General features: G+C 32.6%; 16 protein-coding genes. 8 read left to right on the plus strand and 8 right to left on the minus strand.

Going from position 1 to position 13330, the window contains the following annotated elements; genetic code table 11:
- The first annotated feature begins 12 nt into the window (after positions 1 to 12).
- Together accB and accC are read left to right on the plus strand one after the other, a co-directional pair.
- Complete coding sequence (gene accB / locus UEQ13_RS08755) at positions 13 to 501, plus strand: acetyl-CoA carboxylase biotin carboxyl carrier protein (RefSeq protein WP_329805968.1); 489 nt, start codon at positions 13 to 15, stop codon at positions 499 to 501.
- A gap of 91 nt (positions 502 to 592) precedes the next feature.
- Entirely contained in the window at positions 593 to 1945 is a 1353-nt protein-coding gene (accC, locus tag UEQ13_RS08760; protein WP_329805969.1) for an acetyl-CoA carboxylase biotin carboxylase subunit, read from the plus strand.
- Between the two features lie 46 nt (positions 1946 to 1991).
- Here the strand turns inward: accC and UEQ13_RS08765 are convergent, their stop codons facing one another.
- From UEQ13_RS08765 to UEQ13_RS08775, 3 genes are read right to left on the minus strand one after another with little or no spacing between them, the layout of a single operon-like run.
- Positions 1992 to 2648 carry an aspartate kinase gene (locus UEQ13_RS08765; protein WP_329805970.1) on the minus strand — a complete coding sequence of 219 codons (657 nt, stop codon included), beginning with the start codon at positions 2646 to 2648 and terminating at the stop codon, positions 1992 to 1994.
- Between the two features lie 51 nt (positions 2649 to 2699).
- Positions 2700 to 3065 carry a YraN family protein gene (locus UEQ13_RS08770; protein WP_329805971.1) on the minus strand — a complete coding sequence of 122 codons (366 nt, stop codon included), beginning with the start codon at positions 3063 to 3065 and terminating at the stop codon, positions 2700 to 2702.
- Between the two features lie 41 nt (positions 3066 to 3106).
- Positions 3107 to 4003, minus strand: a complete 897-nt coding sequence (locus UEQ13_RS08775; protein WP_329805972.1) for a S66 peptidase family protein — start codon at positions 4001 to 4003, stop codon at positions 3107 to 3109.
- 154 nt (positions 4004 to 4157) lie between these two features.
- On the opposite strand from UEQ13_RS08775, the gene metG reads away from it, so the two are divergent.
- From metG to UEQ13_RS08790, 3 genes are read left to right on the plus strand one after another with little or no spacing between them, the layout of a single operon-like run.
- Entirely contained in the window at positions 4158 to 6215 is a 2058-nt protein-coding gene (metG, locus tag UEQ13_RS08780; RefSeq protein WP_329805973.1) for a methionine--tRNA ligase, read from the plus strand.
- Positions 6216 to 6226: 11 nt separating this feature from the next.
- A complete protein-coding gene (locus UEQ13_RS08785) occupies positions 6227 to 6910 on the plus strand; it encodes an HAD family hydrolase (RefSeq protein WP_329805974.1) in 684 nt (227 codons plus the stop codon).
- Between the two features lie 7 nt (positions 6911 to 6917).
- Entirely contained in the window at positions 6918 to 7541 is a 624-nt protein-coding gene (locus UEQ13_RS08790; protein WP_329805975.1) for a chloramphenicol acetyltransferase, read from the plus strand.
- A gap of 49 nt (positions 7542 to 7590) precedes the next feature.
- Here the strand turns inward: UEQ13_RS08790 and UEQ13_RS08795 are convergent, their stop codons facing one another.
- From UEQ13_RS08795 to UEQ13_RS08805, 3 genes are all read right to left on the minus strand, one after another.
- Complete coding sequence (locus UEQ13_RS08795) at positions 7591 to 8025, minus strand: HRDC domain-containing protein (protein WP_329805976.1); 435 nt, start codon at positions 8023 to 8025, stop codon at positions 7591 to 7593.
- 7 nt (positions 8026 to 8032) lie between these two features.
- On the minus strand, positions 8033 to 8356 hold the full coding sequence (locus tag UEQ13_RS08800; protein ID WP_329806029.1) for a single-stranded DNA-binding protein: 324 nt from the start codon (positions 8354 to 8356) through the stop codon (positions 8033 to 8035).
- Between the two features lie 120 nt (positions 8357 to 8476).
- Positions 8477 to 8800, minus strand: coding sequence for a single-stranded DNA-binding protein (locus UEQ13_RS08805; protein WP_329805977.1), 324 nt, complete (start codon positions 8798 to 8800; stop codon positions 8477 to 8479).
- Positions 8801 to 9163: 363 nt separating this feature from the next.
- Between UEQ13_RS08805 and UEQ13_RS08810 the strand changes: the two genes are divergently transcribed.
- From UEQ13_RS08810 to UEQ13_RS08820, 3 genes are read left to right on the plus strand one after another with little or no spacing between them, the layout of a single operon-like run.
- Entirely contained in the window at positions 9164 to 9658 is a 495-nt protein-coding gene (locus UEQ13_RS08810; protein ID WP_329805978.1) for a DUF6265 family protein, read from the plus strand.
- Positions 9659 to 9673: 15 nt separating this feature from the next.
- Entirely contained in the window at positions 9674 to 10021 is a 348-nt protein-coding gene (locus UEQ13_RS08815) for a hypothetical protein (RefSeq protein WP_166130258.1), read from the plus strand.
- Positions 10022 to 10843: an NAD(P)H-binding protein gene (locus tag UEQ13_RS08820; protein ID WP_329805979.1), complete on the plus strand. Its 822-nt coding sequence runs from the start codon at positions 10022 to 10024 to the stop codon at positions 10841 to 10843. It abuts the gene before it with no gap.
- Here the strand turns inward: UEQ13_RS08820 and UEQ13_RS08825 are convergent.
- Complete coding sequence (locus tag UEQ13_RS08825) at positions 10835 to 11755, minus strand: GYDIA family GHMP kinase (protein ID WP_329805980.1); 921 nt, start codon at positions 11753 to 11755, stop codon at positions 10835 to 10837. The genes UEQ13_RS08820 and UEQ13_RS08825 overlap by 9 nt on opposite strands.
- Positions 11756 to 11990: 235 nt before the next feature.
- Positions 11991 to 13295, minus strand: a complete 1305-nt coding sequence (locus UEQ13_RS08830) for a hydroxymethylglutaryl-CoA reductase, degradative (RefSeq protein WP_329805981.1) — start codon at positions 13293 to 13295, stop codon at positions 11991 to 11993.
- Between the last annotated feature and the right edge of the window lie 35 nt (positions 13296 to 13330).

Raw genomic sequence — 13330 nt, forward strand, 5'->3', positions numbered from 1 at the left:
AACAACTTTATTATGGATTTAAAAGAAATTCAAAACCTAATCAAATTTGTATCTAATTCTGGAGTAGCAGAAGTAAAATTAGAAACTGGTGATGTGAAAATTACAATTAGAACTACTTTAGAAGGTAATTCTCCTGATATTACTTATGTACAACAAGCACCAATGCAACAAGCTATTCAGCAAGCTGCACCTGTTGCTCCTGTTGCTGCCGCTCCTGTTGCTGCAACACCTGCAGATACAACCGCTGAAGATAACGCTAAATATATCACTATCAAGTCACCAATGATTGGTACTTTATACAGAAAACCATCTCCAGACAAACCAATGTTTGTAGAAGTTGGAAGTACAATTAACAAAGGAGATGTAGTTTGTGTAGTAGAAGCTATGAAATTATTCAACGAAATTGAATCTGAAATTTCAGGTAAAATTGTAAAAGTTTTAGTTGACGATTCTTCTCCAGTTGAATTTGACCAACCATTATTTTTAGTTGACCCATCATAAAAAGTTAGAAGTTAGAAGTTAGAAGTTAGAAGTTTTCTTCCTTCATTAATTGTCTAATTGACACATTGTCTAATTATCTAATTATAAAAATATGTTTAAAAAAATATTAATTGCCAATAGAGGTGAAATCGCTCTACGTGTTATTCGTACATGTAAAGAAATGGGAATTAAAACAGTTGCTGTTTATTCTACTGCTGACGCCGAAAGTTTACACGTAAAATTTGCTGATGAAGCCGTTTGTATTGGACCACCACCAAGTAATTTATCTTACTTGAAAATGTCTAATATTATTGCAGCAGCAGAAATTACTAATGCAGATGCCATACACCCAGGTTATGGTTTCTTATCTGAAAATGCAAAATTTTCTAAAATCTGTCAAGAGCATAACATCAAATTTATTGGTGCTTCTCCGGAAATGATTGACAGAATGGGTGATAAAGCTTCTGCTAAATCTACCATGATTGAAGCTGGCGTTCCTTGTGTACCAGGTTCTGTTGGAATTTTAGAATCTTACGAACAAGCGGAACAATTAGCTGCTGAATTCGGATACCCGGTAATGCTAAAAGCAACTGCTGGTGGTGGTGGAAAAGGAATGCGTGCTGTTTGGAAACAAGAAGATTTATTAAAAGCTTGGGAAAGTGCTCGTCAAGAGTCTGCTGCCGCTTTTGGTAATGACGGTATGTATTTAGAAAAATTAATTGAAGAACCAAGACATATTGAAATTCAAGTTGTTGGTGATTCATTTGGTAAAGCCTGTCACCTTTCTGAAAGAGATTGCTCGGTTCAAAGACGTCACCAAAAATTAACAGAAGAAACACCTTCTCCATTCATGACAGATGAATTAAGAGAAAAAATGGGTCTTGCTGCAGTAAAAGCTGCTGAATACATTAAATATGAAGGTGCTGGAACTGTTGAGTTTTTAGTAGACAAACATAGAAATTTCTACTTCATGGAAATGAATACTCGTATCCAAGTAGAACACCCAATTACGGAACAAGTAATTGATTACGATTTAATTCGTGAGCAAATTATGGTTGCAGCAGGAATTCCTATTTCTGGAAAAAACTATTTACCTCAATTACACGCAATCGAATGTCGTATTAATGCTGAAGATCCTTATAACGACTTCAGACCTTCACCAGGAAAAATTACAGTTTTACATTCGCCAGGCGGACACGGTGTTCGTTTAGACACGCACGTTTACGCAGGTTATACGATTCCACCAAATTACGACTCAATGATTGCAAAGTTAATTACAACAGCGCAAACAAGACAAGAAGCTATCAATAAAATGAAGCGAGCTTTAGATGAGTTTCATATTGAAGGAATTAAAACTACTATTCCATTCCACAGACAATTAATGGATCATCCTGATTATGTTGCTGGAAATTACACAACTGCCTTTATGGATACTTGGGTAATGGACGCCAAAAAAGAGGAATAAGAAGTATATAAAAAAAGCTGATAAAATTTTATCAGCTTTTTTTTATTTATTTTTTTAAATCTTTTATCACACTAAAAGCAATATCAATCTGATTTTCGTTGACAATAATTGTAAACTCATTACTTGTCGAAATTACTTCATTAATTATAACACCTTCCCAAGCTAACGATTGAAAAATATAATAATACACACCCGGAACAGAAACGTTCTCTTGAGGTAATTTTACTGTTATTGAAGATAAATTTTCGTTTTTACTTAATAACTTTTCATTTTTTAAACATTCTTCAACTAAAGAATTTACTTCAGAACTTACTACGATATTGGTTTCACTTACACCTCGAGAAGAAGTGTAAAATACATTTTTATTCGTTTTAATTTCATACATCAATTTCGATTGATTTTCTAATAACGTATCTGAAATCTCATAAGAATAATCGGTTAATGAAGAACGAACCGTGATTTCACCAAGGTTTTGCAAAATTTTTGTAATTCTATTACTAATTTTAAAATCTAATTCTTCAGATATTCGTTTTAATGCCATCACTACGGCACCTTGCTTAATATCTTTACCTAAATGCATTTCTATTTCAGGCATTATAATTCTAGCTAGAGAAGTTAAATTTATTATCCCTTCAGATAAAGAACTCAATAAAAAAGGCTTTGTTTTTAAATATTTTTCAACTACCGATGCAACTGTTTTCATTTGTCTTATATTTTTTTTACAAATATAAAAAACAAATTGTTATATTTATAACTAATTGTCAAAATAATAAAAAGCTTCTTCTAAATGTTCTACTTCAAATTCTTTTCCTTTAGCGTGAATGGCAATAATATCAAATCGAACTTCCACATCTAAATCGTTAGATATAACATATTCATTTATAGCTTTTACCAATAATTTTATCTTTTTTGGTTTTACGAAATCTTGGGGCGAACCAAAATCAACACTACTTCTAGTCTTCACTTCAACAACCGCTAAAATGTTTTCTTTTTGTGCAATAATATCCACTTCTGCTTTTTGAAAAGTCCAATTCGTTTCTAAAATTTCATAACCTTTCTCAGTCAAAAAATCAACCGCGAATTCCTCACCAATTTTTCCTAATTCGTTGTGTTCTGCCATAGTTCAATAAGTCAATTATAAATTTGTCAATGTGCCAATTATTATTCGAAAGACAACTTAACTTCTTTATCATTTACTTCAAAAGTTACTTGACTTCCAAGCACTAAAGTTCTATTATCTTTTTGATGGCCGGCACAAAATTCAAAAGCAATTGGAATATTTAATTCTTTAGAAATTTCAGTAATTAACTGTACTTCATTTTGTCCGAAAGGAATATCATTATCATGCATATCTCGCATACTTCCCACAATAATTCCTTTCACATTTTTAAAATAATCATTGCGTTTCATGTTTTGTAACATGCGGTCTACATGATATAAATATTCATCTAAATCTTCAATAAACAGAATTTTATCTTTCGTATCAATTGATGATTTCGAACCTAATAAACTATAAATAATAGATAAATTTCCTCCAACTAATTCACCTTTAGCCACACCTTTTTTATCATACGATTTTGAAGGAATGGTGTACGAATTTTTAATACCGAAAAGAGCGTTTTTAAAGGTTTCTTTCACAGGTTCAGGCGCTTTCGGAACAGTAAATGGCATAATCGAATGTAAAGTCGCCACATTCAAAGTATTAATATGACTATGCAAAACCGTAACATCGCTAAAACCCATCACCCATTTGGGATGTTTTTTGAATTTCGAAAAATCGATCCTATCAATAATACGAACCGTTCCATAACCGCCACGAGCACACCAAATGGCTTTTATATTATCATTATCTAATTGATCCTGAAAATCGGCTACGCGTTCCGTATCTGTACCTCCAAGTTGACAACTATCTAACCCAATTGTTTTACCTAATTTCACTTTCAATCCCCAAGATTCTAATAAATCAATAGCTGGTTTCGCTTCTTCTGGAAAAAATTTACGAGCGGTACAAACAATAGCAACGGTGTCGCCTTTTTTTAAATAAGGTGGGATTTTCATTTTGTGTTGAGAATATGAAATTAAAGAAAGAAAAAATATTAAGAAATATCTATTCATGAAATGTTTTAAATGTTGATTTCAAATTTAAACAAAATCAAAATAAATTCGCCTATTACTGTGTAAAAACTTATTTTTGCATTAAATATAATTTCAAATGTTACAAAATCCAAAAAGATATACCATTACAGCGGCATTGCCTTATACAAACGGACCAATTCATATTGGCCATTTAGCAGGTGTTTACGTTCCTTCAGATATTTATGCTAGATATTTACGCCTTCAAGGCAAAGATGTCGCATTCATTTGTGGAAGTGACGAACATGGTGTAGCCATTTCAATGAAAGCCAAAAAAGAAGGAATTACTCCACAAGAAGTAATCGATAAATATGACGGAATTATCAGAAAATCGTTTATTGATTTCGGAATTTCGTTTGATAATTATTCTAGAACTTCCTCTGAAATTCATCATAAAACGGCTTCAGAATTTTTTAGAAAACTATACGATAAAGGTGATTTCATAGAAGAAGTTACCGAACAATTATACGATGCCAAAGCCGATCAGTTTTTAGCAGACCGATTTGTGACAGGAACTTGTCCAAAGTGTGACAATCCAGAAGCCTACGGCGACCAATGTGAAAAATGTGGTTCAACTTTAAATGCTACTGACTTAATCAATCCGAAAAGTACTATTACTGGTGAAACGCCAATTTTAAAAGCAACCAAACACTGGTTTTTACCTTTAAACAGATACGAATCTTTCTTAAGAGAATGGATTTTAGAAGGTCATAAAAACGACTGGAAACCAAATGTGTACGGACAAGTGAAATCTTGGGTTGATGGCGGTTTAGAACCAAGAGCTGTAACTCGTGATTTAGATTGGGGAATTGACGTCCCTGTTGAAGGTGCAGAAGGAAAAAAATTATACGTTTGGTTTGATGCACCAATTGGTTACATTTCATCAACGAAAGAATGGGCTGCCAAAGAAGGAAAAGACTGGGAACCGTATTGGAAAGATGCAGATACAAAATTAGTTCACTTTATCGGAAAAGATAATATTGTATTCCATTGTATCATTTTCCCAGCGATGTTAAAAGCGGAAGGAAGTTATATTTTACCAGATAATGTGCCAGCCAACGAATTCTTAAATTTAGAAGGAAATAAATTATCGACATCTAAAAATTGGGCGGTTTGGTTACACGAATATTTATTAGATTTCCCAGAAAAACAAGATTCTTTGCGTTATGCGTTAACAGCAAATGCGCCGGAAACTAAAGATAACGATTTCACTTGGAAAGATTTTCAAGCAAGAAACAATAATGAATTAGCAGCAATTTTCGGAAATTTCATAAACCGAGTTGTCGTTTTAACGAATAAATATTACGACGGAATTGTTCCAACGCCAAATGAATATTCAGAAGTTGACTTACAAACATTAGCGGAATTGAAAGCGTATCCAGCCGTAATTTCAAGTTCGATTGAAAGATACCGATTCAGAGAAGCTTTAGGTGAATTAATGAACGTAGCACGTTTAGGAAATAAATATTTAGCAGATGAAGAACCATGGAAAATGGTGAAAGAAAATCCGGAACGTGTCAAAACTCAAATGTATGTCGCGCTACAAATCGCCACAGCCTTACAAATTTTATGCGAACCCTTTTTACCATTTACATCTGAAAAATTAGGAAAAATATTGCAAAGCAAAGTATCGTCTTGGAATGACGTTTCAACTAAATCGGATTTATTAGAAGCGAATCATAAAATCGGTCAAGCCGAAATATTATTCGCACAAATTGAAGATGCAGAAATTCAAAAACAAATAGACAAATTGGAAGCTACAAAAACAGCCAATCAAATTGAAAATGCAACCGTAACACCTCAAAAAGAAACAACCTCTTTTGAAGATTTCGCTAAAATTGATTTACGAATTGGAACCATCATCGAAGCGGAAAAAATGCCAAAAGCCAATAAATTATTGGTTTTAAAAGTAGATACTGGAATTGACGTAAGAACAATAGTTTCTGGAATTGCTGAACATTTTACACCTGAAGAAGTCATTGGAAAAAAAGTAACCGTTTTAGTAAACTTAGCACCAAGAGCTTTACGCGGTGTTGAAAGTGAAGGAATGCTTTTATTAACCAATACACCAGAAGGAAAATTGGTTTTCGTAAATCCAGATACAGATGGTGTGGATAATGGTGCGGTAATTGGGTAAAAAATAAAATCATGATACAAAAAACAATCGCATTTGATGCTGACGACACGCTTTGGCACAACGAACCTTATTTTGATGAGGCACAAGCAAAATTTTGCGAATTGTTTCAAAATTTTGCGTCTAAACAAGAAATTTTACAGTTGATTTTAAATCACCAAGTCAAGAATTTACCTTTATATGGCTTTGGAATTAAAGCATTTACATTATCCATGATTGAAGCGGCTTTGAAATTAACCAACCATCAAATTAATGGAACCGCAATGGAAAAAATAATAAACATTGGTAAAGATTTATTACAAAAACCAGTGGAATTATTACCCAATGTAACCGAAGTTTTAGAACAATTGAAAGGATCATATAAATTGGTTGTGGCAACAAAAGGTGACTTAAAAGACCAACATAGAAAATTACACGATTCTGGTTTAGGACTTTATTTTCACCACATTGAAGTTATGAGCGATAAAACCGATTTGGATTACAACAAAATGTTACACCGTTTAGAATGTGATCCAAAAGATTTTATAATGATTGGAAATTCATTAAAGTCGGATGTGTTACCTGTTTTAAATATTGGTGGAACTGGAATCCATATTCCGTATCACACGACTTGGGAATATGAAAAAATTGATTTTGAAATTCAACACGAAAATTTTAAAGCGATTGCTAATTTAACCGAACTTTTTGAGATTTTATAATTAAAAAATGAAGCAAAAACTCGACATAACAACTTGGAACAGAAAAGAACATTTTGAGTTTTTCTGCAAATTTGAAGAACCTTTTTTTGGCACAACCATTCAATTGGATTGCACAAAAGCCTACACCAAAGCAAAAGAATTAGGCGTAAGTTTTTTTACCTATTATTTACACAAAACGTTAGTTGCAGTTAATAAAACAGAAAATTTCAGATATAGAATTCATGATGGAAAAGTATTTATTTATGATAAAATAAACATTTCATCAACGATTTTACGCGACGATAAAACATTTGGCTTTTCAGAAATTGAATACAACGAAAATCTAAATGCTTTTATTGAAAATTACAATACGGAAGCTTCTAGAGTTAAAAACACTTCCGGACTTTTCACAAGAGAATACAACGAAAACATTGTGCATTTTTCAGCGTTACCTTGGATTAATTTTACTTCAATTTCTCATTCCAGAAGTTTTACTTTTCCAGATAGTTGTCCGAAATTTTCTTTTGGAAAAATGACAACTGACAACGATAAAAAATTCATGTCGATGTCCGTTCATGTGCATCACGGTTTAGTTGATGGTTACCATTTAGGTTTGTTTTTCGAAGAATTTGAACGTTTAATGAACGAATAAAAATAAAAAAGAGCAACTATTTATGTTGCTCTTCTTATTTAAACACGATTTACACCGCATTCAAAATTGCTAAAATATCATCTCCAAATTTATTTGCTTTTTGCGGTCCGAAACCTTTAATCTGTTGTAATTCGTCCAGGTTACTTGGCTTATACATCGCTAAATCAATTAATTCTGAATTGTGACAAATCAAATAATTTTTCTGTTGCAATTTTTCCGCTTTATTCGTTCTCCATTCTTTCAAATACATATAAACTTGTTGGTCTTTTGCGGTTAAATCTTCAAATGATTTACGTGCCAAACTCGCTGGTTTTGTTATCTCATTTTCATCATAATGCACAATCACCGACCAATAATTTTCTGTTTCCACATATTGCGTACTAGATTTCTTAAAAGTGACTGTTGCTAAAAATTCATTCAACACATTTTGGTCTTTTTCCAACTTTTCAGCTTCTAATCCTATAGAAAATACCTTAACTTTCATCACCAAATTATTTACTTAACAATAAGATTTCGTTTATTACAACTTCAGTAATATACCGTTTGTTGCCTTCTTTGTCGTCGTAACTTCTGTGCGTTAATTTTCCTTCTACGGCAACTTCTTTTCCTTTTGTAACATATTTTTCAATAATCTCAGCTGTTTTTCCCCAAGCAGTAACTCGGTGCCACTCCGTTTTTTCCACTTTGTCGCCGTTTTCTTTATAATACACATCGTTGGTAGCAATGGTAATATTCGCTAATTTTCTTCCTGTTTCTAAAGTTTTAATTTCTGGTTCCTGACCAACATTTCCGATTAATTGTACTGAATTTTTCATAATGGCGTTTATATTTAATTTGAATGATGTAATTCGCATCTAACTAAGTTTTCAACTTAGGAAATGCTCATTTTATGGCTTGTAAATTTAATTTTGTTTAAATACTTAGTTATGTTCTTATTAATTACTTCCTAATAAAAGAATTTCATGAGCAACAATTTCCGTTACATAACGTTTGATTCCGTCTTTGTCTTCGTAACTTCTATGTGATAACTTTCCTTCAATGGCAATTTCTTTTCCTTTTGAAACATATTTTTCAATGATTTCAGCCGTTTTTCCCCAAGCAGTAATTCTGTGCCATTCGGTTTGTTCTACTTTTTCTCCTTTCGCATTCGTATAATTTTCATTTGTTGCGATAGATAAATTGGCTAATTTTCCGTTTTCTAAATTCTTGATTTCTGGCTCCTGCCCTACGTGTCCGATTAATTGTACTCTGTTTTTCATAATGGCGTTTATTTATTTGTTATTTAATTTGAATTATGTAATTCGTATCTATCTTAGATTTTGCCTAAGGAAATACTCATTTCATGGCGTTTAAAATTTAAATGTTTATACTAATTAAAAATGATTCTTTTTTAAAACACAGATTTAAGAAATTAAAGAAATCCCAAAAATCTTATATTTATTTTAAATCGAATTGAATCTTGATATTGTTATTGAACTTGTTGTTTCATTTCGACACTGCAAAGATGTGGCGCGTTCAAAAGGTTATTCGGTAATTATTCATTTACTATCGGTTGTAAGTGATTGTTGTCGTTTGTAATTGGAAAAGAAATTGTATATTTACTTGAAATTAAACGCACTACTATGAAAACTACTACTTCAAAAAAAATCATTTTACTTTTTGTGTTTTTTGTTACTTCCATTGGGTTTTCTCAAAACACCTTACAATATAACGATGAAAAAGGTTCGCCAAACGCTACATTAGAAGATGTAAAATGGTTGGCTGGAAACTGGAAAGGTACTTCTTCATTTGGAGTTTGTCAAGAAAACTGGGACGTTCCAAGTGGAAAAACCATGATGTTTTGTTTCAAAATGATTAGCGACAACAAAGTTTCTTTTTACGAATTCGGTCAAATAATTGAAAAAGACAAAACCATTTTAATGCAAATTAGACATTTTAGTGGCGACTTAAAACCATGGGAAGAAAGCACACCTGAAACATTTAAATTTATAAAAATTGAAAATAACCGCATATACTTTGATGGATTAACCTATGAGAAAATTGGCGAAACTTCAATGAATGTATATGTGTATTTAGAAGAAAGTAAGGAAGAAATAAAATTTAGTTTTACGAAATAAAAAAAATTATACGCCATGAAAAACTGCTTAGAATGCCACGAAAAAATTGTTGGTCGAGAAGACAAAAAGTTTTGCAGCGACGGTTGCAGAAACGCCTACAACAATAAAATGAATAAAGATCACACCAATTTAATGCGCAACATTAACAACAAATTGCGTAAAAATTATAGAGTTTTATCCGAATTAAACCCAGAAGGCAAAACCAAAACCACTAAAAACAAACTAATTAGTAAAGGTTTCGATTTCGATTTAATTACTTCCGTGTATACCACAAAAACTGGAAATGTTTATTATTTCGTATACGATCAAGGCTATATGGCAGTGGAAAATGAAGGTTATGTATTGGTTAAAAAAGAAATGTAAATGAAAATAAGTATATTAGGTTGTGGCTGGTTAGGATTTCCTTTAGCCCAAAAATTAATTGAAACTGGTTTTGAAGTAAAAGGTTCTACAACTTCTGAAAGTAAATTAGACGTTTTACAATCTCATAAAATTGAACCGTTTTTAATTCGATTAGAAGAAAATCAAGTTACTGGAACTGTATCTGAATTTTTAAACGATTCTGAAATTCTGATTATTGATATTCCGCCAGGATTGAGAAAAATTACGGAAGCAACTTCAGAGAAAACGTTTGTAAATAAAATCAAAAATCTGATTCCATTTATTGAGAATACTACTATTGAAAAAATAATTTTTATTAGTTCGACTTCTGTTTATAGTGAATCCGATTTGATTCCGACAGTTACAGAAGAAAGTATTTTACATCCCGACACAGAAAGCGGGAAACAACTAGTGGATGTCGAAAATTTGTTACGAAATAATTCTAATTTTCAAACCACAATAATCCGATTTGGTGGTTTAATTGGTGAAGACAGAAACATAGTAAAAATGTTATCCGGAAAAACCAATGTTGCCAATCCGGAAGCGCCGATCAATTTAATTCATCAAGAAGATTGTATTGGTATTATTAGCGAGCTAGTGAAACAAAACTGTTGGAATGAAACTTTCAACGCAGTAGCACCCAATCATCCGACAAGGAAAAACTATTATACCGAAAAATCTAAGCAGTTCCATTTGATTGCTCCATTATTCACAGAAAATGAAACTAATATTGGAAAAATTGTTTCCAGTGAAAAATTGGAAAAGGTTTTGGGGTATAAGTTTAAGAATCTATTATTAGATTAATATCATTTCCTCATACGTCAAAATAGTATCATAACCTTTCGAAGTAAAATAGTGTGTTGGATTTTCTTTGGAAAGTACCATTACGAAATCGCCGCCCCAAGCACCTAAACTTTTTATGGTTCCTTTGAAATCGTGGAATAAGCGTTCTTTTACGGTTTCTATTTCTAAAATATCACTTAAAATGATTTCATGATGGTCTAACAAACCGGTTGTGGTTTCGAAATTTGGAGAAAGCGCCATTCGATTCGTAATTTCAGAAATTGTAGCGGTTTTTTTAGTTAGAAATTGTTGCTTATTCATATAATTTTGAATCGCATGGCGACTATTTTGCTTCTTATTTAAATACACAAAATAAATATTTTCCGTGTAATTTGGAGTAAAATTAACGACCTCAACAATAGGTTTTTCTTCTGCATCTAACTGATACGTTATTGCCGAATTGTGTTGCGCGCAAGCAATATCGTAACCACTTCCGCCAAAACTTTTTCGTAATAATTCGAACGCATCAATTTGCAACCATTGCGCAATATTATTGATTAAGGTGGAAGACGTTCCTAAACCCCAATTTCTTGGAAATGTCAATTCCGTTTCAATTTTATAACCCGTTTCCGAAGCTAAAAAATCAGGATTCTGAAGATTCGCTTGATGTAAAATTTCGACTAAAGTGTGTTTTATAGTATGTTCTTCTTCAAAGTCTTTTCGTAAAACAATGTCTTCAAACGAAAGTTCGGTTTCAAACCAAATGCTATTATCTGTGTCAAAACTAGTCCAAATTATTTTTTTTTCTACCAAAGGAGAAACGATTAACGATTGCCCAAATTTAGTAGGCAACGCTAAAGCTTTGGCGCCATTTAAAACCAAATATTCTCCTGTGATTAGGAGTTTTCCGTTAGAGTAGAATTTTTTCATCATAATATTTAACCGCAAAGCTCACAAGGTTTTACGCAAGGCTCACAAAGGTGTTTTTTTGTTTGTGTTAATTGGCACGCTGATTTAACAGATGCTTCGCAACGCTGATTTTTGTTTTTTTTCTTTGTTTAACCGCAAAGCTCGCAAGGTTTTACGCAAGGCTCGCAAAGATATTTTATTGGATTCTTTTAACTTTTTACTTTTTACTTGGCTCTTTTTACTTGGCTCTTTTTACTTTTTACTTGGCTCTTAAACTCTCTAAAAAATCCACCACTAAATTATGCGAAGCGGTTTGGTTTTCAAAATGCGCGATAACTATTTGTTTTTCTTCTTTTGTGGCTTGGTGTTGGTTTAAAATGTTGTTCAAGTGCATTTTCATATGTCCTTGTTGAATTCCAGATGTGGTTAACGAGCGTAAAGCTGCGAAATTCTGAGCCAATCCGGCAACGGCTACAATTTCCATTAATTCTGTTGCAGAAGGATGTCCTAACATTTCCAAAGAAAACTTTACTAATGGATGTAAATTCGTTAATCCGCCAACGGTTCCTAAAGCTAAAGGAACGTCTAACCAAAAGGTGAAAATTCCGTTTTCAATTTTAGCGTGCGATAAACTGGCATATTTTCCATCTTTACTAGCGTAAGCATGAACACCAGCTTCTACAGCACGGAAATCGTTACCTGTTGCTAAAACCACTGCATCGATTCCGTTCATGATGCCTTTGTTGTGCGTTACGGCTCTGTAAGGTTCTACTTCTGCAATTTTAACAGCTGTTAAAAACTTTTCTGCAAATTCGCTTGATGTGATAGTTGCATCTTCATTTAGTTCCGAAACTGGACAAGACACTTCAGCTCGAACGACACAATTCGGAACAAAATTGCTTAAAATACTCATCACAATTTGAATCGAATCTATACCAAATTCTTCTGATTTATTTTTGAACGTTTTCGCAAATTGCTCTAAACACGAGTTGATAAAATTCGCACCCATGCTGTCTTTCGTTTGGAAAGTCGCGTGTAATTGGTAGTAATTTTCTAAAGCTTCGGTTTTATCTACTAATTGAATATCGGAAATTCCGCCACCACGCTTTTGCATGTTTTTGGTAATACCTTCCGTTTCTGAAAGTAAAAAAGGTTTTACGAAGTTAAAATATTCGGTTAATTTTTGTTTGTCGCCTTCATACATAAAATGCACTTGACCAATTTTTTCTGTTCCTAAAATAGTAGTTTTGAATCCACCACGAGCGCCCCAAAATTTGGCAGCTTTACTTGCAGCTGCAACCACTGAACTTTCTTCTATCGCAAATGGAATAGTATAATTCTTTCCATTGATGGTGAAATTTGGCGCTACACCTAATGGCAAATAAAAATTTGTTAGTGTGTTTTCTATAAATTCATCGTGCAGTTTTTGAAGTGCTTCATCAGAATTTTTATATTGATGTAAAACGGCTATCGCTTCATTAGGATTAGCAAAATGGTTTGTGGCTATCCAGTTTATTTTTTCTTCTTTACTTAGTTTTGAGAAACCTATTTTATTTTGAGTCATTAGTATCGTATTGAATTGCAAAGGTAATAAAAGTT

It is taken from the genome of Flavobacterium facile (assembly GCF_036321945.1).
GTDB classification, from domain to species: domain Bacteria; phylum Bacteroidota; class Bacteroidia; order Flavobacteriales; family Flavobacteriaceae; genus Flavobacterium; species Flavobacterium facile.

Coding starts and splice junctions, on each gene's coding strand:
- accB (WP_329805968.1), top strand. CDS start 13: ATGGATTTAAAAGAAATTCAAAACCTAATCAAATTTGTATCTAATTCT.
- accC (WP_329805969.1), top strand. CDS start 593: ATGTTTAAAAAAATATTAATTGCCAATAGAGGTGAAATCGCTCTACGT.
- UEQ13_RS08765 (WP_329805970.1), bottom strand. CDS start 2,648: ATGAAAACAGTTGCATCGGTAGTTGAAAAATATTTAAAAACAAAGCCT.
- UEQ13_RS08770 (WP_329805971.1), bottom strand. CDS start 3,065: ATGGCAGAACACAACGAATTAGGAAAAATTGGTGAGGAATTCGCGGTT.
- UEQ13_RS08775 (WP_329805972.1), bottom strand. CDS start 4,003: ATGAAAATCCCACCTTATTTAAAAAAAGGCGACACCGTTGCTATTGTT.
- metG (WP_329805973.1), top strand. CDS start 4,158: ATGTTACAAAATCCAAAAAGATATACCATTACAGCGGCATTGCCTTAT.
- UEQ13_RS08785 (WP_329805974.1), top strand. CDS start 6,227: ATGATACAAAAAACAATCGCATTTGATGCTGACGACACGCTTTGGCAC.
- UEQ13_RS08790 (WP_329805975.1), top strand. CDS start 6,918: ATGAAGCAAAAACTCGACATAACAACTTGGAACAGAAAAGAACATTTT.
- UEQ13_RS08795 (WP_329805976.1), bottom strand. CDS start 8,025: ATGAAAGTTAAGGTATTTTCTATAGGATTAGAAGCTGAAAAGTTGGAA.
- UEQ13_RS08800 (WP_329806029.1), bottom strand. CDS start 8,356: ATGAAAAATTCAGTACAATTAATCGGAAATGTTGGTCAGGAACCAGAA.
- UEQ13_RS08805 (WP_329805977.1), bottom strand. CDS start 8,800: ATGAAAAACAGAGTACAATTAATCGGACACGTAGGGCAGGAGCCAGAA.
- UEQ13_RS08810 (WP_329805978.1), top strand. CDS start 9,164: ATGAAAACTACTACTTCAAAAAAAATCATTTTACTTTTTGTGTTTTTT.
- UEQ13_RS08815 (WP_166130258.1), top strand. CDS start 9,674: ATGAAAAACTGCTTAGAATGCCACGAAAAAATTGTTGGTCGAGAAGAC.
- UEQ13_RS08820 (WP_329805979.1), top strand. CDS start 10,022: ATGAAAATAAGTATATTAGGTTGTGGCTGGTTAGGATTTCCTTTAGCC.
- UEQ13_RS08825 (WP_329805980.1), bottom strand. CDS start 11,755: ATGATGAAAAAATTCTACTCTAACGGAAAACTCCTAATCACAGGAGAA.
- UEQ13_RS08830 (WP_329805981.1), bottom strand. CDS start 13,295: ATGACTCAAAATAAAATAGGTTTCTCAAAACTAAGTAAAGAAGAAAAA.